Origin of the sequence: Exilibacterium tricleocarpae (assembly GCF_007004655.1) — a bacterium.
Taxonomy (GTDB): domain Bacteria; phylum Pseudomonadota; class Gammaproteobacteria; order Pseudomonadales; family Cellvibrionaceae; genus Exilibacterium; species Exilibacterium tricleocarpae.
Genome location: NZ_ML660097.1, coordinates 65909 through 90608, shown reverse-complemented (window position 1 = coordinate 90608; position 24700 = coordinate 65909). Strand labels below are relative to the sequence as shown.

Below are 24700 nucleotides of genomic sequence, written 5' to 3'. Positions count from 1 at the left end.
CCTGTGCCAGGCGAGTGAACTGCGATTTATACCAACTGGGTATGGGGCGGTCAAGGACGGAATCGTAGAAAAACCCAGTAAAATAGACAGTTGTTGGATATTTAACCGATAACGGCGTTTCACGGCCGCAATTGCGGCGCAATTCCCCGAATAGCGGCGCGTCTCGCGCCGCTTCGGCATACCTTATCAATGCGTACTGATACGGTTTGATGCCTTTTTTTCGCTTTGGGCTTTTGCCTCCAGCGCCTCATATTCCTCATCGGTGAAGGGTTTCGGCATGTACTGCAGCGCCTCTTCCAATACCTGGTCAATCCATTTCACCGGCTTAATGGTCAGATCGGCCTTGATATTGTCCGGTATTTCCTTCAGGTCACGCTCATTATCGGCCGGAATGATGACCGTTTTTATGCCGCCACGGTGTGCCGCCAACAATTTTTCCTTGAGCCCGCCGATTCTTAAAACTTCACCGCGCAAGGTAATTTCACCGGTCATGGCCACGTCGGCGCGCACTGGAATATTTGTTAACACCGAGACCAACGCCGTGCACATGGCGATACCGGCACTGGGACCATCTTTCGGTGTGGCGCCCTCGGGCACATGAATGTGCAGATCAAACTTCTCGTGAAAATCCGGTGTGATACCCAGCACCTGGGCGCGCGATCTGACCACCGTCATCGCTGCGTGTATGGACTCCTGCATGACGTCGCCCAGCGAGCCGGTTTTGATCATGCGGCCCTTGCCGGTCACGGCGGAGGACTCAATGGTCAGCAGCTCACCGCCCACTTGCGTCCAGGCCAGACCGGTCACCTGACCGACCTGGTTTTCATCCTCGGCGGTGCCGAAATCAAATTTGCGCACCCCGAGATAGTGTTCCAATTTATCCAGGTGCACTTCGCCGCCGGCACCCTGTTTGGATTTGACGTGTTCGGTCACCACTTTGCGACAAATCTTGGCGATCTCCCGGTCCAAACCGCGCACACCGGCTTCGCGGGTGTAATAGCGAATAATGCCCTGAATGGCAGCCTCTGCAATCGCCAGCTCGCCCTTCTTGAGCCCATTGGATTTCATCTGCTTGGGAATCAGGTAACGGGTGGCAATGTTGACCTTTTCATCTTCGGTGTAGCCTGGAATACGGATGACTTCCATACGGTCCAGCAACGGGCCGGGTATGTTCATGGAGTTGGAGGTACAGACAAACATCACGTCCGACAGATCATAGTCCACTTCCAGGTAGTGGTCGTTAAAACTGTTGTTCTGCTCGGGGTCCAGCACTTCCAGTAAGGCGGAAGCCGGATCACCGCGATGGTCCATCCCCATCTTGTCGACTTCGTCCAACAAAAACAGCGGGTTCTTAACGCCGGCTTTCGACATTTTCTGAATCAGTTTACCGGGTAGCGAACCGATGTAGGTGCGCCGGTGTCCCCGAATCTCCGCTTCGTCGCGCACGCCACCCAGTGCCATACGTACAAACTTGCGGTTGGTGGCCCGGGCAATGGATTCACCGAGCGACGTTTTACCGACTCCCGGCGGTCCCACCAGGCACAACACCGGACCTTTGATTTTTTTCACTCGCTTTTGCACCGCGAGATATTCCAAAATGCGCTCCTTCACCTCTTCGAGACCGTAGTGATCTTTCTCCAAAATATCTTCAGCTCGATTCAGATCGTGACGCACTTTACTGCGTTTCTTCCAGGGCACGTTGATCATCCAGTCAACATAGGCCCGCACCACCGACGCCTCGGCCGACATTGGCGACATCATTTTCAGTTTGTTCAGCTCCGCCCGGGTTTTTTCTTCGGCCTCTTTCGGCATACCCGCCTCGGCGAGCTTGCGCTCCAAATCTTCGCCTTCGCTGGGCTGGTCGCCCATTTCCCCCAGCTCTTTTTGGATTGCCTTCATTTGCTCGTTGAGGTAATACTCCCGTTGACTTTTCTCCATTTGCTTTTTTACCCGCCCGCGAATTTTTTTCTCGACCTGAAACAAGTCGATTTCCGCATCCATTAGACCGAGCAGGTGTTCGAGCCGCTCGCGCGCACTCGACATCTCCAGAATCTCCTGTTTCTGCGATAATTCCAGCGACATATGAGTGGAGACTGTGTCCGCCAGACGCCCCGGATCGTCGATACCGGACAGCGACGTCATCACCTCGGCAGGTACTTTTTTACTCAGGTTGACGTATTGCTCGAAGTGGTTCATCACCGAGCGCACCAATACCTCGGCTTCGCGCTCCGGCACATCTTCACTGGCCAGCAAGGTGACATCGGCACGGAAAAAACTGCCGGTATCTTCCACGCGGTCAATACGGGCACGGTCGCCTCCTTCAACTAATACTTTAACTGTGCCATCGGGCAGTTTCAGCAGTTGCAAAATCGTTGAAATGGTACCGATACTGTATATGTCGTCTTCGGTTGGATCATCTTCGGAAGCATTTTTCTGCGCGACCAGCAAAACCTGCTTGTCAGAGGCCATCGCCTGTTCGAGTGCCTCAATGGACTTTTCCCGTCCCACAAACAGCGGCAATACAGTGTGCGGATAGACCACCACATCCCGCAATGGCAGGAGAGGGAGTTCATGGCAGTCGGATGTCAGTACTTCGCTATGGGTCATCGGTGGCCTCGCTAACACATCATTTACGCCCTTCCCCGGGCGCTTGCTGACCGCCGGCAGGGGTGAACGGATCGTTAGATAAGAGTGGGGGTTGGCAAACGGAATTACAAGTTTTTGGCGGAGAAAAACCCGAAAAGGGCCTGATAGCAGGCCCTTTTATGTATGAAAAATATACTTATAGTTCAAGGCTTACCCAGACGGGACGCCGGTACTAATCCTCCGGGGCAGCCTTGGGGGTTTCCGTCGTTTCATAGACCAGCAGGGGCTCGGATTCCCCCTTGATCACCGCCTCGTCCACCACGACCTTGGTCACACTGTCTTCCGAAGGGATTTTGTACATAGTTTCGAGCAGCACTGATTCCATGATGGAGCGCAGTCCACGCGCCCCTGTCTTGCGCTCCATGGCGCGGGTAGCGACGGCTTCGAGTGCATCGGGCCGGAAATCGACTTCCACATCTTCCATGGCAAACAACTTGCCATACTGCTTGGTGAGGGAATTCTTCGGCTCGGTCAAAATCTGCACCAGCGCCGCCTTATCCAACTCATCGAGGGTGGCAATCACCGGCAGGCGACCGACAAACTCGGGAATCAGGCCGTAGCGCACCAAATCTTCCGGCTCCAGCTCCTTCAGTGTCTCGCCGACGTTCTTGCTGTCGTCTTTGCTTTTCACCTCGGCGGTAAAACCTATACCACCCCGCTCGGAGCGGTCTCGAATGACCTTGTCCAGGCCGGCAAAGGCGCCACCGCAGATAAACAGGATATTAGAGGTGTCTACCTGCAGGAATTCCTGTTGGGGATGCTTGCGCCCCCCCTGGGGCGGCACCGAGGCCACGGTGCCCTCGATCAGCTTCAACAACGCCTGCTGCACCCCTTCGCCGGACACATCCCGGGTTATCGACGGATTGTCTGACTTACGGGAAATTTTGTCGATTTCGTCGATATAGACGATACCCTGCTGCGCTTTTTCGACGTCGTAGTCACACTTTTGCAGCAGTTTCTGGATAATGTTCTCCACATCCTCGCCCACATACCCGGCTTCGGTAAGGGTCGTGGCATCGGCGATGGTAAAGGGCACATTCAGCAGCCGCGCCAGGGTCTCTGCCAGTAGTGTTTTACCGCTACCGGTGGGCCCCACCAGCAGGATATTACTCTTGCCCAGCTCGACATCGTCCTTATCCTTTTTCTTGTCACCGACCCGCAGGCGCTTGTAGTGGTTGTATACGGCGACGGCAAGGATTTTCTTGGCACGCCTTTGACCGATGACGTACTGGTCGAGAATCTCAGCTATTTCCTGCGGCGTGGGGAGGCGGTCGGATGCACCCTCACTGGTGCTTTCCTGGATTTCCTCGCGAATGATGTCATTACACAAGTCAACGCATTCATCGCAGATAAACACCGATGGACCGGCAATCAGCTTGCGCACCTCATGCTGACTTTTGCCGCAGAAGGAACAGTACAACAGCTTGCCGTTGTCGTCCCCGTTTTCGTTGGTGTGATCGGTCATTAAACCACTCCGTAAACCATGCCCTACCAGCTAACAAGATGCTAGCTTTTGGCCCATTTTTCAAGTGCCTGGCGTCAATGTGTGATATATCCCTACCCGGAAGCAGGATATAGTGCATCTATATTGTGCTTAATCGTGCTGGATGTTACCTATATGGAAGCAAGATTAACGCCAGGCGGGTATATTATTCGAGTACCGCTCTACGGGACCCGCCCAAATCAGGACTTGCCCTCAAATCGCCGCTCCACGACCTTGTCAATCAGCCCGTATTCCTTGGACTCTTCGGCATCCATAAAATTGTCCCTCTCCGTGTCACGGGCGATCTCTTCTACCGACCGACCGGTGTGGCCGGCCATGATTTCATTGAGTCGGTCGCGGGTCTTCAGGATTTCCTGGGCGTGAATATGGATATCCGAGGCCTGACCCTGGGCACCGCCGCTCGGCTGGTGAATCATAGTGCGGGCATTGGGCAGGCAGCAGCGCTTGCCGGCGGCGCCGGCGGTCAACAGAAAGGCTCCCATACTGCAGGCCTGACCGACACACATGGTGCTGATATCCGGTTTGACAAACTGCATGGTATCGTAGATCGACATACCTGCCGTCACCGAGCCGCCGGGGGAATTGATATAAAGACTGATGTCTTTATCGGGATTGTCCGCCTCCAAAAACAATAACTGCGCCACTACCAAATTGGCCATATGGTCTTCCACCGGCCCAACCAGGAAAATGACCCGCTCTTTCAACAGGCGTGAATAAATATCGTAGGAGCGTTCGCCCCGCGCCGTCTGCTCCACCACAATGGGCACCAACCCACTGCCGGTAATCTCGGGGGCTTGTGATGAGAAATCGAACTTCGCCATTTTTAATCAAGTGTCCTTCTGGAAGTCAACCCTTTCACTGCGGGTCGGTGTTAATCGGCTCAACGCACGGCTTTCGCCAACAGTATCTCTAACAATATCTCTCGATAACACTATAACCCGTGTGTTGATTCAATAACGGTGTAGTGAGCTTAACGTGTGCCGGCTGTATATGCCAGTTTTGGCGCCTCGATCACAGCATAATTTGGCGGGATTGCGAATGCGTGCCGCAAAGCCTTCGCTTCGCGGTAAACGTTGGTCAATTATTCGGCGTCTTTACCCTGGCTTTCCCGATCTTTAGGTTCCTGCTTGATCACCTCTTCGTAGGTGCTTTGTTCATCAGTCACCTTGGCGGCGGCCAGAATATGGTCGACCACTTGGTCCTCCAGCACCGCAGACTCCACCCCGGATAACAGCTCTTGATTATTGTAGTAGTAGTTCACTACCTCCTCGGGCTCTTGGTAGGTGGAGGCGATCTCCTCGACCATGGCGCGCACCCGTTCGGCATCGACGCTGATCTCGGCGGCCTTTACCACTTCACCCACGATTAAACCGAGGGCTACCCGACGTTCGGCCTGCTCGGCAAACATCTCGTCGGGGAGCAGGGATTTCAGGTCCAGGTTCTGCGCATTGGCCCCGCCGCCAAACTGTTGCAATGCCTGGTTGCGCAGGGTCTCTATTTCACTGGTGATCAGCGACTTCGGCAACTCGACCTCGTGGGCTCCGAGCAGTGCCTCCATCACCTGGTTTTTCACTTTGGACTTGGCGGCGTTGTTGAGTTCGCGCTCCATATTGGCCTTGACGTCTTCGCGAAACTTTTCTTCACCACCTTCTTTTACGCCGTACTTGGCGAAAAATTCATCATCCAGCGGCGGCAGTTCTTTGGCCGCCACACGGTGTACGGTGACTTTGAATTCCACCGCGGCACCTTTCAGATCTTCAGCGTGATAATCCTCGGGGAACGTCAACGCCAGCGTCTTTTCCTCCCCGGCAAGCGCTCCGATTAAACCCTCCTCGAAACCGGGAATCATCGACTTGGAGCCCAACTCCAGATCGTGGTTCTCACCGGTGCCGCCTTCGAATGCCTCGCCGTCGCGGGTGCCGGTAAAATCGATCGTCACCTGGTCACCGTCCTGCGCGGCGCGCTCAACAGTCTCCCAGGTGGCGCTCTGTTGGCGCAACACCTCTACCATGTTATCGATATCGGTATCCGTCACCGTGGCACTGAGACGGGTAATTTCGAAGGCGGCGAAATCGCTGACCGCCACCTCCGGATAAACTTCAAATGTCGCCACAAACTCGACATCTTTACCCTCGTCGAGTTGGGTGGGTTCGATGCTGGGCTGACCGGCGGGTTTGACGGCTTCTTTTTGCACCGCCTCGTAGAAGGTGCGATTGATTACCTCACCCAGGACTTCCTGGCGAACCCCGGCGCCGAAGCGTTGCTTGACGACTTTCAGCGGTACCTTGCCTTTGCGAAAGCCGTTTAATCTGACGGTTTTCGCCGCCTGCTGCAGACGTTTTTTCACTTCGCTGTCGACCTGTTCGGCCGGTATACCCACCGTCAAACGACGTTCTAAACCGGAAGTCGTCTCTATCGAAACCTGCATGGTGTTCCTCGTGCAATTCAGGGGTGATGCCACTGTTCTTGTATTCTGGGCTTATATTCTGGTGCTGCTGCATTTGGTGCGGTCGGAGAGACTTGAACTCTCACGCCTTGCGGCACTGGAACCTAAATCCAGCGCGTCTACCAATTCCGCCACGACCGCTATTCGACCAACGCCGAGCCGCCAACTTCGAAAGAAGTCCAACCAAAGACCTGACTCAAGAATCCAGCTTTCTCGAGAATATCACTTTCTCGAAAATCCAACTTCCTCAAAAATGCAACTTTCTCAGGAATCCAACTTTCTCAGGAATCCAACTTTCTCAGGAATCTAAATTTAGCCGCTAAGCCTTTGATTTATCAGGGCAATTTAGTATATCGCCCGCCCCTCCGGCGACTCAGGGGTGCTGATTGTGCCACACTCATTCAGCAGGTTCAATATAAGGCCCCGCCGGCCGATTCCGGGGTCGACGACTGCGCCGACCCCGGCCGGCTAACCGCCCGGGGAAACCTGCTCGACGCGATAGCCGGCGCGGTCGAGACGGGCGACAATCCCCTCCTCGCCGAGCATATGGCCCACCCCCGCAACCATGAAAACCCGCTCGTTGCGAGCCAGGAAACCTACCGCCGCCGAGGCCATGCGCGCATTGCGCTCACTGAACACCAGCCGGTAGAGTCTGGCGCCGACATCCTCGCTGTCAAACGCCGCCAGCACCGTCGCGGCCAGCGCCTCGCGGTCACCGGCACGCCAGCCGGCGGCGATGATGTCCAGGTGTGCCTGTCCCCGCTCGTGGGCATCCAGGGTCTGTTTCAGGAAAACGTACTGTTCGCGGTCGGAAAACTGCCCGAAAATGGCCAGTTGTTCCTCCAGGGTCTCCAGCTCTAGGATGGGTTTTTCGCCGCGGGCCAGGCGCAGGAAATGGCGATCCACACCAAGCTCCTTGCGGTAGTCCGTCTGCAGCATCTGCAGGGATACCAGTTGCACCGCCACCAGCCAGGGCTTGACCTGCAGAAACCGCTCCACATCCACCCCCAGGTCTTCACAGACCTGCCGCAGGCGCTGCCAGGTCGGTGGGCCCAGTGTGTCGCGCAGGGTCACACCGGCCGGGTAACGCCCCTGGGCCTGCATCAGCCGGGCGGCGTGGTGTGGGTCCACCGCCTCCAAATCCAGTTCGACCGCCAGGGCTTCGGCGTCGTGGTAAGCATCCATCACCGGCGGCGGCAGCGGATACAGGCTGGGATGTCCAAAGTGAATCGACCCGAGCAGATAAACCTGCCCGGCGGATGTCTGTGAGGACACCCGCCACAACAACGGCGATACGTCGGTGGCAGCCACTACTGGGGGAGACAGCACCCACACAAACAACAGGGAGATAACGGCAGTGGCGCGGGTAAGTGGCCAACAGGGGACAGGACGGGACAGGGATTCTCTGGAGATCGGGGTCATTACGGGCCGGTTTTGGGTTTAACGGATCTGCAACTGGTTTTACAACTGGTTTTGCAACTGGTTTTACAACTACATCATCGACAGGCGAGCGATCACAGCGGCCGGCTAGTCTACCAGAAAGTGACAGCGGCGGAGAAGCGCCCGAGGCAACAAGTCGGCACTGGATTCATCCGGGTCGGCTATTGTAGTATCGATTCTGATTGCGCGGTAATTGCATGCCAGTGGTAGGGTATCCAACCCCCCGCGACCCGATTGGTAAGAGCCGTGTAAGCCCGATGCTATTACAGGACAAACTGGAAATACTGCAAACAGACCGCTGGTTTTCGCAGCTGCCGGAGCCAATCCTCGCCGCGGTAGCGCAAGTGATGAAGGCCCAGGCGTTACAGGACGGCGAATTGATTTTCGCCAAAGGCGACTCTCCCACCGGGCTTTATTGCATCGTCTCGGGCAACGTCAAGGTCTGCAGTCTCGGAGGCGACGGGCGCGAGCACCTGCTCGCTTATCTCGAGACCGGTAACTGGTTCGGCGAAATTTCGCTGTTCGACGGCCTGAGCCGCACCCATCATACTTACGCGGCCGGACACACCCAGTTGCTGCTGTTGCCGCAAAAGGATTTCCATGCAATGTTGGCGATCCATCCCGAACTCTACCCCCTGATCCTCAAGTTACTGTGCAAACGCCTGCGCCTGACGCTCAGCTATATCGAGGACGCCGCATTTCTGACCCTGCGGGCGCGTCTGGCCAAGCGGATACTGCACCTGACCGAATACTACGGCAAGCCGAGTGACCAGGGCATTCGCATTGGACTGCACGTCTCGCAGGAGGAATTGGGCAAGATGCTCGTCACCTCGCGCCAGAGTATCAGCAAGGAACTCAGCCAGTGGCAAAAGGAAGGGGTGATACTGGTTGAGTACGGCCACCTGACGGTGCGCGATATCGACAAACTGAAAGTGTATTCGCAAAAACGGAAGTAGAAAAGAAAAGCGCTGACTGACAAGCGGCAGCAGAGTCGTCACTGCTGCCGGTTGTTAATTTCTCTGTCGCAAAACAACGGCGTCTCGAATGGCACTTACTTAAGCAGATATCTGCTAATTGACCGGTCTGGCTCTGGCTGAAGCCTTCAGAAACACGCTGTGGACCCGTCCCTGGGAGCTCGCCTAAAGCGCCTACTGTTGGTCACGACAGCATCCCTGCTGTCGAGAGTTTCTGAAGGCTTCAGCCAGAGCCAGACCTCCCTTCGGCACGCTTGATCGAGGTCGATACGATTGGAGTGGGAATCTGCAAGTTGCTACAAGTAAGCATGAGGAAATGCCATTAACCGCGTCCCTAAAAAAACAACCGCGCCCGCACTGCGATAGAACGAGGCTGTTCCAGCGCCGCCTGAAAGGTGCCGGGAAACAGCGGCGTATCATTGGCGTAGTTGATCGTGGTCTCATCCGACAGGTTTTTACCGATCAGTGAAATATCCCAGGCGCCGCTCTCAGGTCCCAGGGTGAAAGTGGCGTCCACTTTGACAAAGCTTTCATCGAGTGTGATCGGATCGATATCGCCGGCGCGGAACTGCTCGTCGGAATAATTGAGCCCGAGGGTCGCCAGCAACTGGTAAGTACCGATCGACTGGGTCAGAGTCGCCGCCAGGGAGGCCTGGAACTCCGGCGTGTTTTCGCTGACGCTGCCGGCCAGATCATTGACACCGGCATCACTGCAATCGCCGTTGTTCAACAGTGCCGCCAGCGGATTGGCGCCCCCCGCCCAGATACCTTCACGAAATGTCTGGAATTGGAGGTTGGTACAGGCCTGGCTGGTGAAGCTGTCGAATTCGAAGTCGATCCACCCGAACGAGCCCTGCAGCAGGACATTTTGTGTCAACTGCCATCGACCGTCTATCTCTATGCCCTGGGTTACCGCCTCGGCGGCGTTTTCCACCGTGAAGGTGGTGCCGCCGGTAAAGACTGCCGCCTGCAAATCGTCGTACTCAGTGCGGAAAGCGGCAACACTCAGCTCCGCAGCGCCCTGCGCCAGACTCATTTTCGCACCCAACTCAAATGTCAACGCCTCCTCTTCCTCAAATTCGGCGTCGTCGGGATCGAAGCCGGCGCCATTGGGCTCGCCGAAATAAAACGAGTTGAATCCGCCCGCCTTGAAACCGGTGGAGGCGGTGCCGTACAACATGATCTCCGGACTCAGGTCCCACTGCAGGTTCGCCGACCAGGTGAAACTCTCCTCATCGCGGCTGAGCCCGCGAATATCGTGAGGCGTGAACTCGCCGATAATGCTGGTGACCAACACCACTGCCGGGTTGGCGGTGGGGGCGGTATTGCCGCCGGCGTAATCCGCGGCATTGGCGGACTTGTCGGCTTCCTTCTCCTCTTCTGTGTAGCGCACCCCAAGCGTTGCGCGCACCGTGTCGGTAACACTGAAGGTGGCTTGGCCAAATACGGCCCAGGTATCGGTGTCCTGATCCAATACGGAATAACGGTTGCCGCCGGGTACCGATGGCAGCCCTGCCAAAAGCGCGGCCTGCCCGCAGGAGTTGGCAGTCGCGGCAGTAGTGGGCGTAGGTAGCATCGCGTTGGCGTTCACGGTAGCAATCAAACTGGCGAAGGGGTCCGAAAGCGCAGCAACCTGCACACCACCGCCGGCGGCACAGCTGACATTGAGAATGGCATTGATAGCACCATTATTCAGGTACGACAAACCGTCCACCGTCATACTGCTCTCGTGATAGTAGATACCGCCGATGTACTCCAGCGCTGTCCCGGTCTCCGAGGCAAAGCGCAGCTCGAAACTGGTTTGCTCAAAATCCTCACTGTCGTCAAATCGGGATATGGGCAGCGGGCCGAAGTCCGAATCCAGAGCGCGGGTAAAATCATATTCCGACTGTGCGAGAATCGCCGTCAGCGTGCCGAGATTGTCAAACGTGTGGTTTACCGTCAGAGCCAACTCGGAGGAATCGCCCTCAAAAAGATTGGCGGAACCGAAGTCAATCGGCCCGTCGTCTCCCCAGGCCGGTTCCGGGATACCGGTAAGCGCCGCGGTAACGCTTCGATCGTTGGTCATCACGGTGTTGAAATCCCGGCCGCCGCTAAAACCAAACGCCGCCAGGGTGCCCGCCTCGAGAATGATTAGCGGTTGACCGACCACATCCCAGTCGCCGTCTTCATATTTGAATTCGACAAGTGTGGTGTCGGTGGGCGCCCATTCGAGGGAAATACGATAGGCAAGTTCATCAGAGTCGGGAACATCCTCGCCATAACCGCGGTTGTCGACCCAACCCTCATCCATTTGCCGGGACATAATCGCCAGGCGCCCGCTTAGGGTATTGCTTAACGGTCCCGAGACATAAGCCTGTATTTCGGTTTCCTTGAATTCCGGATTGTAGGCCAGTGACACTTCCGATTCGAACTCATCGGTGGGTTTGCCGGAGCGAATATTCAGGGCGCCGCCGATAGTGTTCTTACCGAATAACGTACCCTGGGGTCCGCGCAGCACCTCCAGCATCTCGATATCGAGAAATGCAAAGCGCGCCTGCACGCCGCGGCCGCGATACACACCATCGACAAACGTTGCCACAGACTGCTCGAAACCCGCCTGATTGCCCGACTGGATACCGCGGATATTGATGCGGTCGCCGATCGGGTCTTTCTGCACAGAAAAGTTCGGTACATAAGCACTGACGTCTTCGAACCGTTGCAGACCCGCATCGCGCAGCCGTTCACCACTGACCGCCGCCACTGAGATGGGGACATCCTGCAGGGATTCACTGCGCTTTTGCGCGGTGACAATGATTTCTTCCAGCAGCGGCTGCTCCTGCGCCAAGGTAGACAGCGACGCAGTTGCAACTACATTCGCAACCACGACGGCAGCCAGGGGCTTCACGGTACAATCGTTTCTCTTCAACATCACGGCAACGCCTCCAGTTTTTCATATTATCGTTATTGAGAAAAATCTGTTTACTGCGCTTGTATGAATCGTCTCGGCATCAATGGCCGAGGCTGTGATCTACTCTTGTTGGCTCTTCGTCACTATTACTTATTTTTCTTAGCTGTGTTTTTTTTATATCTGTGTAACGTATCGCTTTCGCTCTCGCCGTTGTTATCTGTAAGTTGCCGCCTGTGAACACCAGCGGCGTCGAGCTTGAATGCTAAAAAGGCTCGCTGCAAAAAACCCAGCACCACCCCGATCAGAACCTGTAACCGGCAGAGCAAGTCGATAAACGCGCCGACAGTGTAGACCATTTTTTAGCGACCAAACAGTCTCTTTGACGACAATTGCAAGGCAACAGATTCCCAGTTTAAAATCCCGGTCTGTGTAGAAAAACTACAGCGGCACGTATAACTCCTTTGTAAAAAATGAGCAGTTTCTTTTTACGCATAAAAATCAACCAGTTAGAAAATTCATTTATGCACAACACCGAAAAACAGTCTATGCTGACACCTCAGTAAAGTCGGCGGACGATTCCATAATGCAGAAAAGGACACAACAGGAGCGCAGTGCGCAGACTCGGCGCAAAGTCATCGAGGCGGTTATCGACAGTTTGTACGAAGTGGGCTACTACAGCTCCAGCACCCAGGAAATCTGCGACCGGGCACTGTTATCCAAAGGCGGCCTGTACCGGCAGTTTACCAATCGCACAACGCTGATGGTGGCCACTGCTGATTACGCCTACGCCAAATTGGTGGAGAAATTCAAGCGGCGTTTCACCCGCCGGCCCGTCGCCGCCGATCGCATCGCCGACGGCCTGGAGTTGATCCGCAGCAACTATAAGACCCGCGAATACCACGCGGTGTTGGAATTGATCGTGGCCTCGAGAACAGACAGCGTCCTGCGCGCCGGACTCAAGCCGATTATCAAGAACAATATGAAGACCATTTTGACGCTGGCGAAAGACCTGTTTCCCGTCGCGGCGCGAGACAATCCGCAATTTGATGCGGTGATTTACATGTTGGTGCATGAGTTTCAGGGCGAAGCTATCGACAATATTCTCTACTCCTCACCGAAGCGGGCCAGACAGCGCACGGATTTTCTGGCAGCCATCGCCAAGCGCGAATTGCTCGATCTGCCGGGTGAAAGCACGGCAAGGCGTCAATCTCAGCCACCGGCACAGTCGGCATCGATCAAGAAAAGCCGCGGCCGTACCCCTGTCTAGCCTTCGGCATCGTGTCCGGTTTAACCCCACACCCGTGGGGAACCCCTAATGATATGTCCTTGTTTTTAAAGAACGAATTTAACAATAGCTTTTCTACCGATCTTTAAATAACCAGCATTCATATCTGTTAATACCCTGGACAACCCACGGTTAGTGACTTTGACCCGTCCGGGAAACCACACCTCCCATCATCCAATGCGCTCCACCACCGTAGTAATCCCCTGCCCCAAACCTATACACATAGTGGCGACACCGCGCCCGGCATCGCGCTCGGCCATCACCGACAGCAGCGTACCGGTAATCCGGGCACCGGAGCAACCAAACGGATGCCCGAGCGCGATGGCGCCGCCATAGAGATTGACTTTTTCATCCATACTGTCGAGCAGCGCCAGGTCCTTCAACACCGGCAGCGCCTGGGCGGCAAATGCCTCATTGAGTTCCACACAATCGATATCGTCCATGGTCATGCCCAGTTGCCGCAACGCCTTTTGCGTGGCCGGCACCGGACCGTAGCCCATAATGGACGGGTCAACCCCCGCCAGCGCCATCGCGGTGATTTTGGCCAGCGGTTGTAAACCCAGCGCTTCGGCCCGCGCCGCCGACAAAACCAGCATTACCGAAGCGCCGTCGGTGACCTGGGAAGATGTGCCCGCGGTAACCATACCGCCCTTGGGATTGAAAACCGGCTTCAGTGCGGCAAGCGCCTCGACGGTGGTATCGGGCCGGATGGTTTCGTCCTGCTCGATAAGACACAGGGCGCCGTCGCTGTCGTGACCGGTCACCGGAATGATCTCGCGGTCAAATTTCCCTTCGTCTCGGGCGCGGGCGGCGCGGTGATGGGAGCGCGCGCCGAAGGCATCCATCTGCTCCCGGGTAATGCCGTGTAACAGCGCCAGGTACTCCGCCGTCAGCCCCATGGAACCGGCGGCCTTGGCCACCGACAGGCCCAGCATCGGGTTGGGGTCCAGCCCCTCGTTCATATTGATATGGCCCATATGCTCCACCCCACCGACCAGATACACATCCCCCAGTCCCGCCATGATATTGGCCGCGGCGGTGTGCAGCGCCGACATGGACGACCCGCACAGACGGTTGACCGTCTGCCCGGGGATGGTGTGCGGCAGCCCCGCCCGCAGGATGGTGTTGCGGGCGATATTGAAACCCTGCTCATCGCGCTGCATCACACAGCCCCAGATCACATCGTCGATGGCGGCCGGTGCCAGGGCCGGGTTGCGGGCCAGCAGCCCGTTGATAACGGCAGCGCTCAGATCATCCGCACGCCGGTGGCGAAAGCAGCCGTTTTTGGCGCGGCCCATGGGCGTGCGCCCGTAGTCGACGATCACCGCATCTGTTGGATTCAAGCTCATGGTCATTCTCCTGCTTCTGCTGTGAACGCGGCTTAAGCGCCAGTGGTGGAATAATAGGTGCGATCGGCCCGCGCCAGTTCGGTCATACCATCAGTGGGCTCGTAGAGTTTGCCAAGCGCGGTGTGCGCGGTCGCCATATCACAGAAGGCGGGCAACCCGACCGCGTCCATCCAGCGGAACACGCCACCGCGAAACGGCGGAAAACCCAGGCCGTAAATCAGCGCCATATCCGCCTCGGCCGCGGAGCCGACGATGCCCTCCTCCAGGCAGCGGGCCAGCTCCGTGGCCATGGGCACCATGGTGCGGGCGATAATCTCCTCGTCGGAAAAGGACCGGCCGGCGGCGACATGGGGTTCGAGCAGTTTGTAGCTCTCCTCAGTGGCCGTTTTCCTGGGTTTGCCGCGCTGGTCTTTTTCATAGTCGTAAAAACCTTTGCCGTTTTTCTGACCATAGCGATCGGCTTCGAATAAAATATCCGTGCAGGCTTTGAAAGGTTTGCCCATGCGGTCGGGAAAGCCCTCGGCCATCACCGCCTCGCAGTGGACACCGGTGTCGATACCCACCACATCCAGCAGGTAGGCGGGGCCCATGGGCCAGCCCCACTTTTCCATGACCCTGTCGATCTGCTGAAAATCGGCGCCATCGCGCACCAGCATCGAAAAGCCGGCGAAATAGGGAAACAGGACCCGGTTGACGAGAAAGCCGGGGCAATCGCGCACGACTATCGCCTTCTTGCCCAGGGCATTGGCGTAGGCGACAGTGCGGGCGACGGTGGCGTCGCTGGTTTTCTCGCCGCGAATAACCTCCACCAACGGCATCGCATGCACCGGATTAAAAAAGTGCATACCGCAAAAGTTTTCCGGTCGCTGTAGCGCCTGCGCCAGGTGGCTGATAGAAATGGTGGAGGTATTGGATGTCACTATGGTATCGGCGCCGACTCTCGCCTCCACCTCGGCCAGCACCGCGTGTTTGACTTTCGGGTTTTCAACCACCGCCTCCACCACCAGATCGACCTGATCGAAGCCGTCGTAAGACAGTGTCGGCGTAATGCCAGCGAGCACCTGCGCCATTTTCGCCGGCGCCAGACGGCCGCGCTCGACCTGTTTGGCAAGCAACTTGCCCGCCTCCGCCAAACCCAGGTCAAGACCCGCCTGGGCAATATCTTTCATATGGATGGGAATGCCTTTTAAGGCGGATTGATAGGCGATGCCGCCGCCCATGATACCCGCGCCCAAGACCGCAGCCCGCGCCACTTTGGCAGCAGCGGAGCGCTCCCAGGTTTTGGCTTTTTTACCGATCAACTGCTCGCTCAGGAACAGGCCCACCAACGCGCGGGCGGCATCCGTTTGCGCCACCTCGGCAAACGCCCGGGCCTCTACGGCAATGGCCTCGTCGCGGCTTAGCGACGCGGCTTTTTCAATGGCGTTGACCGCGGTCACGGGCGCCGGATAGTGTCGACCGGCCTGGGCGGCGACGAAAGCCTTAGCGGTCTCCAGGGCCATTGGCAGTTCGGTCTCGTTATGTTGCAGAGGCGCCTGCTTTTGCCGGCGCCGGGCGCGGTAGTCCAGCTTGCCGTCGATACACTGGCGCAAGGTGCGCAGAGCCGTGTCGTGCAACAGCGCCGGTTCCACCACCGCATCCACCGCGCCGGCGCGCAGGGCGACAGCTGCTGCCTGGTCCCTGCCCCCGGCGATCCACTCGATGCCGGTATCGAGTCCGGCCAGCCGCGGCAGGCGCACCGTACCGCCCCAACCGGGAATAAGGCCCAGCTTCACCTCGGGAAATCCGACTTTGGCGGTGCTGGCGGCAACCCGGTAATCACAGGCGAGACAGAACTCGAAACCGCCGCCGAGGGCGAAGCCGTTAATCACCACCACCGTCGGCACCGACAGGTCTTCGAGGCGGTTGAGATTGACATTATTTTGGGCCAGATGTCGTATCGCAGCGTCCGGCCCCTGTTCAAACACCGGCCCGAATTCAGTGATATCGGCACCGACGATAAAAACGTTCTTGCCGCTGGATACCAGCAGCCCGGTGAGCCCCTCCGTGCGCTCCAGCGCGGTAATGGCCGCATCCAACTCAGTAACCGTCAGGGTGTCGAATTTGTTGACCGATTCCCCGCTCAAATCGAATCTGAGTTCGGCGATGCCGTCGTCGAGCTGTTGCACCGTAATCGCTTTGCCTTGGAATATCATGGATAACCTCGTTTGCGCCCGGGCTCGGGCCCACTGGAATACGTTTTTCGATTGCCTCGGCCACAGCCGGCCGGTGGGCGATAGTATAGCTGTCTTCAAACGATTGTTTGAACCCTATTTTCAGCTATCTGTCCGGGCTTTCCCGGATGAAATGCGACGCAGTTAAACTGCAGCTGCCCCGGTGCGGGGTCAATCAATAAAGACCCGGCCGCCACAGTCTAGGAAAAGAACCTCAAAACGCCCGGGAGGTAGCGATGATCATCACACAATCCCGCCGGCCGGTATTCCTGAACCGGTGCGGCCGGCGGCTTTCGAAGTAATAACCGTCACCGGTATTGAGCAGCCGCACCTCCCCTGCCGCCATGGCTTCGATCTGGCCTTCCACCACAATGCCGCCCTCGTCGCCATCGCTTATCAGCACTTCAGGCCCGGTATCGCTGCCGGGGGGGAAGCGCGCCTGTTTGATCGACATGGCCCGACCCGGCCGGTTGGCGCCGAGCAGGTGGTAGGCGACGCTGCCGTTGCCGACGTCGCGAAAGTCTGCGGCGTCGTAGAACACCTGTGTATCGGCATCGAGATTGAGCGTGAAGAAGTCCCGCAGGCTCATGGGGATGCCATCGAGTACTTTCTGCAGCGAGCTGACCGAGGGGCTTACCCGACCCTGCTCTATCATGGAAATGGTGCTGTTGGTAACGCCGGCGCGCTTGGCCAGCTCCCGTTGCGACCAGCCGTTTAAGGTGCGAAGAATTTGTAACCGAGCGCCGACATCCATACTCATTACCGTCCTCAATGCCTGTTCCTGTGACTATTCCAGTGCCTAATCCAGTGCCTAATCCAATACCGCTTCCTAACGCCGCAGCCGCTGCTGCCGTACGCCGCAGGCCTAACTATAGCCAGTTTTCAGCAACAGAGGCCAGCCATCCCGGCCACGACAGCTTACTCAAACAACACGCACTTTACTGCCTAATACTGCTCAATATGCCGGAAAAAAAACGGCCGCCCGAAGGCGGCCGTTTCCCTGCAGCTTACAAGACTAGGTCATATCCGCATACCGATTGGGCAAGCGCAGGTCGATGGGATGGTTGAAACCGGGCACCCGCACCTGCTCACTACTGATACCCAGTGCCGTCTCATCGATCATATCGCGACCAAAATGATAGATGGTCTGAAAATCACCGCGGGTCGCACGGCGATCGTAGGCGGCAGCCGCAGCGCGGGTGTGCTCGCGCTTTTGCGCATAGCTTGCCAGGGCGGCATCACCGTAACGCTTGCGCAACATCCGTTCCACCTGTTGCGGCGACAGGATAGTCGCCGTGGCGTTATTGCCGCCAAAGCCCTTCGAATTGAGGAACGCCACATCGAGCCCGCCCACACCCCTGTCGACATCCGCCGTAGGGATATGCAGCCGCTCGGCGTAGACGTCGTCCGCCACCTTATCGATGGTTTTAATGCCCGGGATAAAACCGTAGGCAAATACCCCCAGCGACGCCATCAACTGGTCGGCACTGGCCGGCGCCAGCGAATGCCCCAGGTAGGCCTTCACCGCCGCCACCGGCCAATCGCGGATAGCAAAGGCACCGGCCACCTGATCAAAAATATGGGATTCACTGACCCGGTTTTGCGGGGTGCTGGAACCGTGCGCCTGGATAAAACTGCGGGTCCGCACCGCCTCATCGCCGACAATGGCCCGCGCCGCGGCCACCGCTTTGGCCATGGTGATGTAATTGCCCGGCCCGGGCGCCGATATGGATTTCTTGTAGCCGTCGGCGTTGACAAAAACATCGGTCGCCGCGCCGTGAATATCCGCCCCCAGTTGCAGCGCCAGTTCGTCGTCCATCAGCACCACATACTGGGCCGACTCGGCCATGGTGAAGCCGCAGTTCTCCCCAAACGGCCGGCTGGCGCGGCGGTAGTCCACGGTATCGACAGCATCCAGGTATTTCAGGTTGTCGTCTGTCGCCAGGGCGCCCATAGTGCCGTAACCGTCCAGAATCTCCGGCGTGATCGGCGCCTCGCTGTTGCCCACCACCACCACGCGGCGGCGGCCGCTTTGAATATCCTCCACCGCCAGGCGCAGATTATAGAGGAAGCTGGCACAAGCGCCGGTGGTGCTGCCGGTAACGCCGACACTACCCAACACATAGGCATTGATAAAATCCGCGGGCATGGTATTCAACCCCAGCGGACACTGCTTGGTGGACACACGGCCGCCTTTGAGGCGCGCCTGCAACATACCGCCGAAGCCGGCGTCGTCGAGCTGGCTCATGGCACTGCCGGCGTAGACACCGATGGCATCGGGTGGCACGGCATCGACCACCGTGCGCCACGCCAGCCCCAATGAATGAATGGCGTCCGAGGCTGCCGCGATCGTCATCTGCAGCGCCCGGGGATGAAAGCGCGAGTTGTAGAGTTCACCCGGGTCAAAGCCGCTGGGAAGCTGCCCCGCCGCCTTCACCGGCGCCTCGCGAAAACTGTCCACCTTGACGTTAAAGTTATCCCGTATCTCGACCCGCACCTGGCCATCGCCGCAGGCACTGACCGTCCAGGTCGGCGGCAGTGGCTCCGGCAGTTGCCTGGGGGTGGTGATAAACCCCAGGCTCTGCCCCTGTGCCGGCCCTATCTCCATCTGTTTGTGCCAGTGCAAGCGGTCCACATCGTGATACCGGCTCTCGATGCGGCGCACCAGGGTCGAGTTGAGAATCTGCTGCCCGAAGCGGGCCTCGATATCGGCCTCGCTGAGCCGGGCACCGTCGCGATCCGCATAGCCGTTGTCGGTATACGTCACCAGCTTCATCATCGCCGCCAGCCCAACCAGGGTCTGCTGCCGTGCCTCGGGGGCCAGGCTTCCAATCACCATACGGCGGTAGGCGTGGTGAAACGAACTGCGACCGGCGGCACCGAAGCCGCCGAAGCCGGCAATAACAGGTAAACGGGACATGGGGGACGACTCTCTTGTAAACGCTCGTAAATTGAAGGTGTCTTAAGTTGCCGATGGCTGAATTGATGATCCAACCGACTTCACCCGCATAGCCTGAGTGTAAGTAGGCCTTTGTATAATTTCCTGGCTATATTAGCCAAAAAATCTGTCAGACCAGCCAGTCTATGTAACTATTTTTTATTTCGGCCAAAATAGCAACTCTAATGGCTGAAACAGCCTGGATTTTACTAAGCGATTTTAGCCACAATTCGCGGTAAAAGCGCCAGTCACTCGGGCCAGTACCTGGACGATACCTGCACCCAAAAGAGACGCCATGCCCACCATCACCTTCGTACTTTGCGACCATATGCTGGCCACCAGCACCACCCTGCCGATCGAAATGTTGCGGGCGGCCGAAAGCGCCGCCCAGGGCCGCGACCGGCACGCCGCGACTCTGCATATACAGACTGCCGCCATCAGCCCCGAACGCGTCGAGACACGCGCCGGATTAAGCTTCACGCCCGCCTGTACCCTGGACCAGGCCGGCCACTCGGATATGATTTTTCTACCGGCACTGTGGCGCAACCCGCGCCCCCTGGTGCGCCGCGATACGGTGCTGAAACCCTGGCTGCGGCGCCAGTACGAAGAAGGCGCCACCATCAGCGCGGTAGGCACCGGCTGCTGCTTCCTGGCGGAGGCGGGGCTGCTCAACGGCAAGCCCGCCACCACCCACTGGCACTATTTCGATCAGTTCCAGAAGGACTACCCGCAAGTGCAGCTAAAGCGGCAGTATTTTATTACCCAGGCCGGCAGCCTCTACTGCGCCGCCAGCGTCAACGCACTGGCGGATTTGACCGTACACTTTATCCAGCGGCTCTACAATAAACCCATTGCCAATCACGTCGAAAGACACTTCTCCCACGAGATACGCCGCGCTTACGAGACCACCAGCTACTTTGAGAGCGACACCCTGGACGGCACCACCCGCCACCATCCGGACGAAGAGATAGTGCAGGCGCAAATCTGGCTGCAGGACAATTACGGCCGCGATATCAAACTCAGCCAGGTGGCCCTGCGCTTCGAAATGAGCGTGCGCAGTTTTAACCGCCGCTTCAAAAGCGCCACCGGCAAATCACCCTTGCAGTACCTGCAGGAAATTCGCATCGAAACCGCCAAGGATTTGCTGAAAACCAGCAACTTGTCGATCAGCGAAATTGCCTATCGGGTGGGCTACCAGGACATGGGGCACTTCACCGGTCTGTTTAAGAAATTTCTCGCCACCACACCCAGTGACTATCGCAGCACGGTGCGGGCGAAATTATTCAGCGTGGATAGCCAGTCGCCCTAAAGGGTTTCGACTGCCGATATACGAACGCCGCCCAGGCAGAAGTATCCACACTCTTTCCTTTTTTCTTGACGATTTCTTACCCGTTTTGCGTCCACCGTAACCACAACGACCCGCTTTCGCACGGTCAAACAGTTTACGATGAAAAGGCACTACGGCTATGTTGCAAAACCTGACCTTACACTATCAACGTTTCAAATCGATCCACTCAGCCGTTGTACCGGCGCTGTGTCTGACACTGGCTATCGGTGCTGTCGGTTGCGCTCACGCCGATCGCAATCACAACCAGGTAAAACCACGCCCGGTAATTCCCAAACATCACTATCCGCCCCGCGGTCAAATCGTAAAAGCCCTGCCCAAAAATCACACTCGCTTGCGGGTGGGAACCCACCTGTATTTCCATTTGGGAGGCGTTTTTTACCGCTCCGGTACCAAGGGCTATACCGTGGTCGCCGCCCCGGTGGGTGCGCGGGTGTCGGCTCTGCCGAGGGGGTTTGTGACACTGCATATCGGTCCGCGGGTCGTCTACAAAGCCAATGCCGCTTACTATCACTACGATGCAGACAACCGGGAGTACGTGGTCGTCGAAAACCCCGAGACGGAAGTGGCCAGCGATGATAACGAGTTGATGATCTATCCGAAGAACAACCAGAGCGAAGAGCAACTGGACCGCGATCGCTACGAGTGTCACCGGTGGACGGTGAGCGTTACCGGTTTCGATCCTTCGCTACCCGATCAGGAACAGGCCAAACGCAGCCATTACAACCGCGCCATCAGCGCCTGCCTGGATGGCCGCGGCTATGCGGTGCGGTAGGCCGGATCAGTGGGGTTTTTGCACTAACATCACATCGTCGCCGATAAACCGCATGTCCGTTTGCCACTGCCGCGCCAGCCAGGTGAACGTTTGCCGGGAGTAAAAACCAATATGGGTGGGATCGTTTTTGTAGTGCCAGTTGGCAAACGCCTCGCGGTCGCGAACCAGCTTGGTCATAACGCCAAGCCAGCCTCCCGGCAACAGACACCGCCACAGCCGCTCCAGTTCAGCGCCCGGTCTGGCCAGGTGCTCGACGACTTCAGTGGCGGTGATAAAGTGATAGCGGTCGGCAAACACCCGCTCGTCGGCCGCATAGAACGGATCATAGACACTGACGTCGTGCCCCGCCTGACGCAACATCAGCGCCAGCGCCGGACCGGGGCCGCAACCGAAATCGAGCCCGCGGCTATTCGACGTTAAACACGCTGTCAAAGGCTCGCACAGGCGCCCGAGAAATGCCCGATAACCGGGATCGTGGGGATCGTTGTGGTGCAGGTCGTACTCAGCTTTTTCACGCGCCGCCGTCAAGTGATACGGCGGCGGCACAAAAACCAGGTGACAGGTTTGGCAGCGCCGGTAGTCCCGGCGCCTGTCACTGTGAAAATGCGCGTGCAGCGTCGAGCCGCAAAGCGGGCAGGACGACGCCTCGGCGTCAGTCAAACCGCGACCGCCGTCACGGGTGACGGCGGCGCTGGCAGGTGTTTGCGATGCCTGGGTCAGGCTGCGCTCGACTTCTTGGCTTCAAGCAGGCTGCCGGTGCCGATGTTAATCCGCCGCGGCTTCATCGCTTCGGGGATTTCGCGCACCAGGTCGATATGCAGCAGGCCGTTTTCAAGGCTGGCGTCGTTTACCCGCACGTGGTCGGCGAGTTGGAACCGACGCTCGAAATTGCGCCCGGCAATACCCTGGTATAGATACTCGGGTTTTGTCTCGGCCTCGGCTTTTTTACCCGTAACGGTCAGCTTGTTCTGCTCGACCTGAATGTCGAGCTCAGACTGATCGAAACCGGCGACCGCCATGGTGATACGGTATTGATCCTCGCCCGTCAGCTCTATGTTGTAGGGCGGATAAGTCGGTTGCGACTGTTCTGCGCGGGTGACGGCGTCCAACATATTGGCGACGCGATCAAAACCGATTGCGGTGCGGTACAAAGGAGAAAAATCGAAGGTTCCCATAGTTATATCCTCTCATGAGCAATATATCGATAAATGGCTTATCATTACGACCAAGCCTGGATTACATGAAATTACGCCCCTCATTCGAGCCGGCGTATTCTGTATATAAGGGCGGGATTTTATCGTTTCAAGCGCCTGGTTAAATTTTTTTAGTCGCCCGGGCCACATAAAAGCGCAGCCGCGTAATCGCGCGGTGGCATCAATAAACGAAACAAACACTGGCATCATGGTTATCGGTTTACTGACACTGGAGTTTCACTTGCCGGGTTGCCGCTCGCTAAAAGAGAAACGCCACCGCTTGTCCGGTTTAAAACAGCGGTTCGGACGCCTGGCCAATATCGCCGTGTCCGAAGCGGGCTTTCACGATCGCCACCAGCAGGCGCAGTGGTGCTTTCTCGGTCTGGCCAGCGACAGCAAAGGCCTGGAACAACTCCTGGCGCCCATTGAGACCTACGCCGCCAGCCAGTTGGATGCGGTCATCACCCAGCGGTCGTTGGAACGCTTGTAATCTCAGCGTGAAAAGCGCGGTAACAGGTTGGCGGCCGTGGCCGAACCGACAACAGCGCCGGCAACTATCCAGGACATAGCACGCTATTGCCGGCGCACACCCGGGGCGCACTGCAACCGGTTAAGGACTCGCTGGCAACGACCGGCCCTATGCGGGGCCCTTTTGGGTGGAACCCGGTAATCGGCATGCCAGAGCCCTGTTAAGGGCCCTGCACGATATCTTTTAAAGCCGACTCAATGGTGGGAAAGCGGAACTCAAAACCCGACTCCAGCGCCACTGCCGGATACACCCGCTGGCCGCTCAGCAGCAGCTCCTCGGCCATTTCCCCGTAAAGCAACACCAGCGCCCAAGCCGGCATGGGCAACCTGGCGGGCCGCGACAGGGCACCACCCAGGGCCTCGGCAAAGGCGCGGTTGCGCACCGGCTCGGGGGCGGTGCCATTGACTATCCCGGGTAGAGTCTGGTGCTCCAGACAGTGAATAAAAAGGCGTACCAGATCATCCAGATGAATCCAGGAAAACCACTGCCCACCACTCCCCAGAGGGCCGCCGAGCCCCAGTTTGAAGGGCAACAGCATACGGCTGAGCGAGCCGCCGCCGGGCCCTAGCACAACACCGATACGCACCTTGCAGACCCGGGTACCCAACTCGGCGAAGCCATCGGCACTGGCCTCCCAGTCCCGGCACAGCTGGTGGGAGAAACTGGGCACGGCCGCGCCGGTTTCGGCCAGGATTTCGTCGTCGTGAGGGCCGTAAAAGCCGATAGCTGAGCCGTTTAACAGCACCTCAGGCTCGCTACCGCCGGCTCGAAACGCCTGCAGCAAGTCCTCGGTAAAACCGATCCGGCTATCGCGAAACCGCTGCTTGCGGGCAGTGTTCCAGCGCCCCTCGGCCAGCGGCTCACCGGCCAGATTGACGACCCAGTCGAACGAAAACGGTTTATCCAGCTCATCCGGGCCGGCAATCTGTCGAACCTCGCCGGCAAGCTTTACTTTCCCCGGGGTACGGGTAAGCACGGTAACCCGGTGACCGAGGGTGTCCAGACTGCGACACAGGTGGCGGCCTATGAAGCCTGTGCCACCGGTCACCAATACACTTTTAGAGGAAGTATGCGCCATAGTTTCACCCACTGACAAACTGGCGGTCAGTGTAACCAATGACTGCAACGGGGAACATAGCCGCGACTTATTTCGCGGCTATGGAAGAAGTCACG

At 57.7% G+C, this 24700-nt stretch carries 18 protein-coding genes and 1 tRNA gene; 5 read left to right on the top strand and 14 right to left on the bottom strand.

Going from position 1 to position 24700, the window contains the following annotated elements:
- Positions 1-186: 186 nt before the first annotated feature.
- From lon to FKG94_RS17215, 6 genes are all read right to left on the bottom strand, one after another.
- Positions 187-2607, bottom strand: coding sequence for an endopeptidase La (lon, locus tag FKG94_RS17240; RefSeq protein WP_142905575.1), 2421 nt, complete (start codon positions 2605-2607; stop codon positions 187-189).
- A gap of 211 nt (positions 2608-2818) precedes the next feature.
- Positions 2819-4111 (bottom strand): ATP-dependent Clp protease ATP-binding subunit ClpX, encoded by a 1293-nt coding sequence (gene clpX, locus FKG94_RS17235; protein ID WP_142905574.1) that lies wholly within the window; start codon positions 4109-4111, stop codon positions 2819-2821.
- 218 nt (positions 4112-4329) lie between these two features.
- Positions 4330-4971 carry an ATP-dependent Clp endopeptidase proteolytic subunit ClpP gene (clpP, locus tag FKG94_RS17230; RefSeq protein ID WP_142905573.1) on the bottom strand — a complete coding sequence of 214 codons (642 nt, stop codon included), beginning with the start codon at positions 4969-4971 and terminating at the stop codon, positions 4330-4332.
- A 260-nt stretch (positions 4972-5231) separates the two neighbouring features.
- Positions 5232-6578 (bottom strand): trigger factor, encoded by a 1347-nt coding sequence (gene tig / locus FKG94_RS17225; protein WP_142905572.1) that lies wholly within the window; start codon positions 6576-6578, stop codon positions 5232-5234.
- A gap of 74 nt (positions 6579-6652) precedes the next feature.
- A tRNA-Leu gene (locus FKG94_RS17220) sits at positions 6653-6737 on the bottom strand.
- A 327-nt stretch (positions 6738-7064) separates the two neighbouring features.
- A complete protein-coding gene (locus tag FKG94_RS17215) occupies positions 7065-8018 on the bottom strand; it encodes a TraB/GumN family protein (protein ID WP_142905571.1) in 954 nt (317 codons plus the stop codon).
- Positions 8019-8293: 275 nt separating this feature from the next.
- Between FKG94_RS17215 and FKG94_RS17210 the strand changes: the two genes are divergently transcribed.
- A complete protein-coding gene (locus tag FKG94_RS17210) occupies positions 8294-8992 on the top strand; it encodes a Crp/Fnr family transcriptional regulator (protein WP_179957692.1) in 699 nt (232 codons plus the stop codon).
- A 352-nt stretch (positions 8993-9344) separates the two neighbouring features.
- On the opposite strand, the gene FKG94_RS17205 is transcribed toward FKG94_RS17210, so the two are convergent.
- Positions 9345-11921, bottom strand: a complete 2577-nt coding sequence (locus FKG94_RS17205; RefSeq protein ID WP_142905569.1) for a TonB-dependent receptor — start codon at positions 11919-11921, stop codon at positions 9345-9347.
- 562 nt (positions 11922-12483) lie between these two features.
- On the opposite strand from FKG94_RS17205, the gene FKG94_RS17200 reads away from it, so the two are divergent.
- A complete protein-coding gene (locus FKG94_RS17200) occupies positions 12484-13167 on the top strand; it encodes a TetR/AcrR family transcriptional regulator (RefSeq protein ID WP_142905568.1) in 684 nt (227 codons plus the stop codon).
- A 188-nt stretch (positions 13168-13355) separates the two neighbouring features.
- On the opposite strand, the gene fadA is transcribed toward FKG94_RS17200, so the two are convergent.
- From fadA to FKG94_RS17180, 4 genes are all read right to left on the bottom strand, one after another.
- Positions 13356-14534, bottom strand: coding sequence for an acetyl-CoA C-acyltransferase FadA (gene fadA / locus FKG94_RS17195; protein WP_142905567.1), 1179 nt, complete (start codon positions 14532-14534; stop codon positions 13356-13358).
- A gap of 32 nt (positions 14535-14566) precedes the next feature.
- Complete coding sequence (gene fadB / locus FKG94_RS17190) at positions 14567-16729, bottom strand: fatty acid oxidation complex subunit alpha FadB (RefSeq protein WP_142905566.1); 2163 nt, start codon at positions 16727-16729, stop codon at positions 14567-14569.
- A gap of 232 nt (positions 16730-16961) precedes the next feature.
- Positions 16962-17501, bottom strand: coding sequence for a helix-turn-helix domain-containing protein (locus tag FKG94_RS17185; RefSeq protein ID WP_142905565.1), 540 nt, complete (start codon positions 17499-17501; stop codon positions 16962-16964).
- A gap of 261 nt (positions 17502-17762) precedes the next feature.
- Positions 17763-19667 carry a beta-ketoacyl synthase gene (locus tag FKG94_RS17180; RefSeq protein WP_142905564.1) on the bottom strand — a complete coding sequence of 635 codons (1905 nt, stop codon included), beginning with the start codon at positions 19665-19667 and terminating at the stop codon, positions 17763-17765.
- A 313-nt stretch (positions 19668-19980) separates the two neighbouring features.
- Between FKG94_RS17180 and FKG94_RS17175 the strand changes: the two genes are divergently transcribed.
- Together FKG94_RS17175 and FKG94_RS17170 are read left to right on the top strand one after the other, a co-directional pair.
- Positions 19981-20994 carry a GlxA family transcriptional regulator gene (locus FKG94_RS17175; RefSeq protein WP_142905563.1) on the top strand — a complete coding sequence of 338 codons (1014 nt, stop codon included), beginning with the start codon at positions 19981-19983 and terminating at the stop codon, positions 20992-20994.
- Positions 20995-21151: 157 nt separating this feature from the next.
- Positions 21152-21805: a DUF6515 family protein gene (locus FKG94_RS17170; RefSeq protein ID WP_142905562.1), complete on the top strand. Its 654-nt coding sequence runs from the start codon at positions 21152-21154 to the stop codon at positions 21803-21805.
- Positions 21806-21811: 6 nt separating this feature from the next.
- On the opposite strand, the gene FKG94_RS17165 is transcribed toward FKG94_RS17170, so the two are convergent.
- The gene (locus FKG94_RS17165; RefSeq protein ID WP_142905561.1) at positions 21812-22465 is read right to left on the bottom strand and encodes a class I SAM-dependent methyltransferase; all 654 of its coding nucleotides are present in this window, start codon (positions 22463-22465) and stop codon (positions 21812-21814) included.
- A gap of 56 nt (positions 22466-22521) precedes the next feature.
- Positions 22522-22980, bottom strand: coding sequence for an Hsp20 family protein (locus tag FKG94_RS17160; RefSeq protein ID WP_142905560.1), 459 nt, complete (start codon positions 22978-22980; stop codon positions 22522-22524).
- A 226-nt stretch (positions 22981-23206) separates the two neighbouring features.
- On the opposite strand from FKG94_RS17160, the gene FKG94_RS17155 reads away from it, so the two are divergent.
- Positions 23207-23488 carry a DUF503 domain-containing protein gene (locus tag FKG94_RS17155; RefSeq protein ID WP_142905559.1) on the top strand — a complete coding sequence of 94 codons (282 nt, stop codon included), beginning with the start codon at positions 23207-23209 and terminating at the stop codon, positions 23486-23488.
- Positions 23489-23687: 199 nt separating this feature from the next.
- On the opposite strand, the gene FKG94_RS17150 is transcribed toward FKG94_RS17155, so the two are convergent.
- Positions 23688-24605, bottom strand: coding sequence for a TIGR01777 family oxidoreductase (locus FKG94_RS17150; RefSeq protein WP_142905558.1), 918 nt, complete (start codon positions 24603-24605; stop codon positions 23688-23690).
- Between the last annotated feature and the right edge of the window lie 95 nt (positions 24606-24700).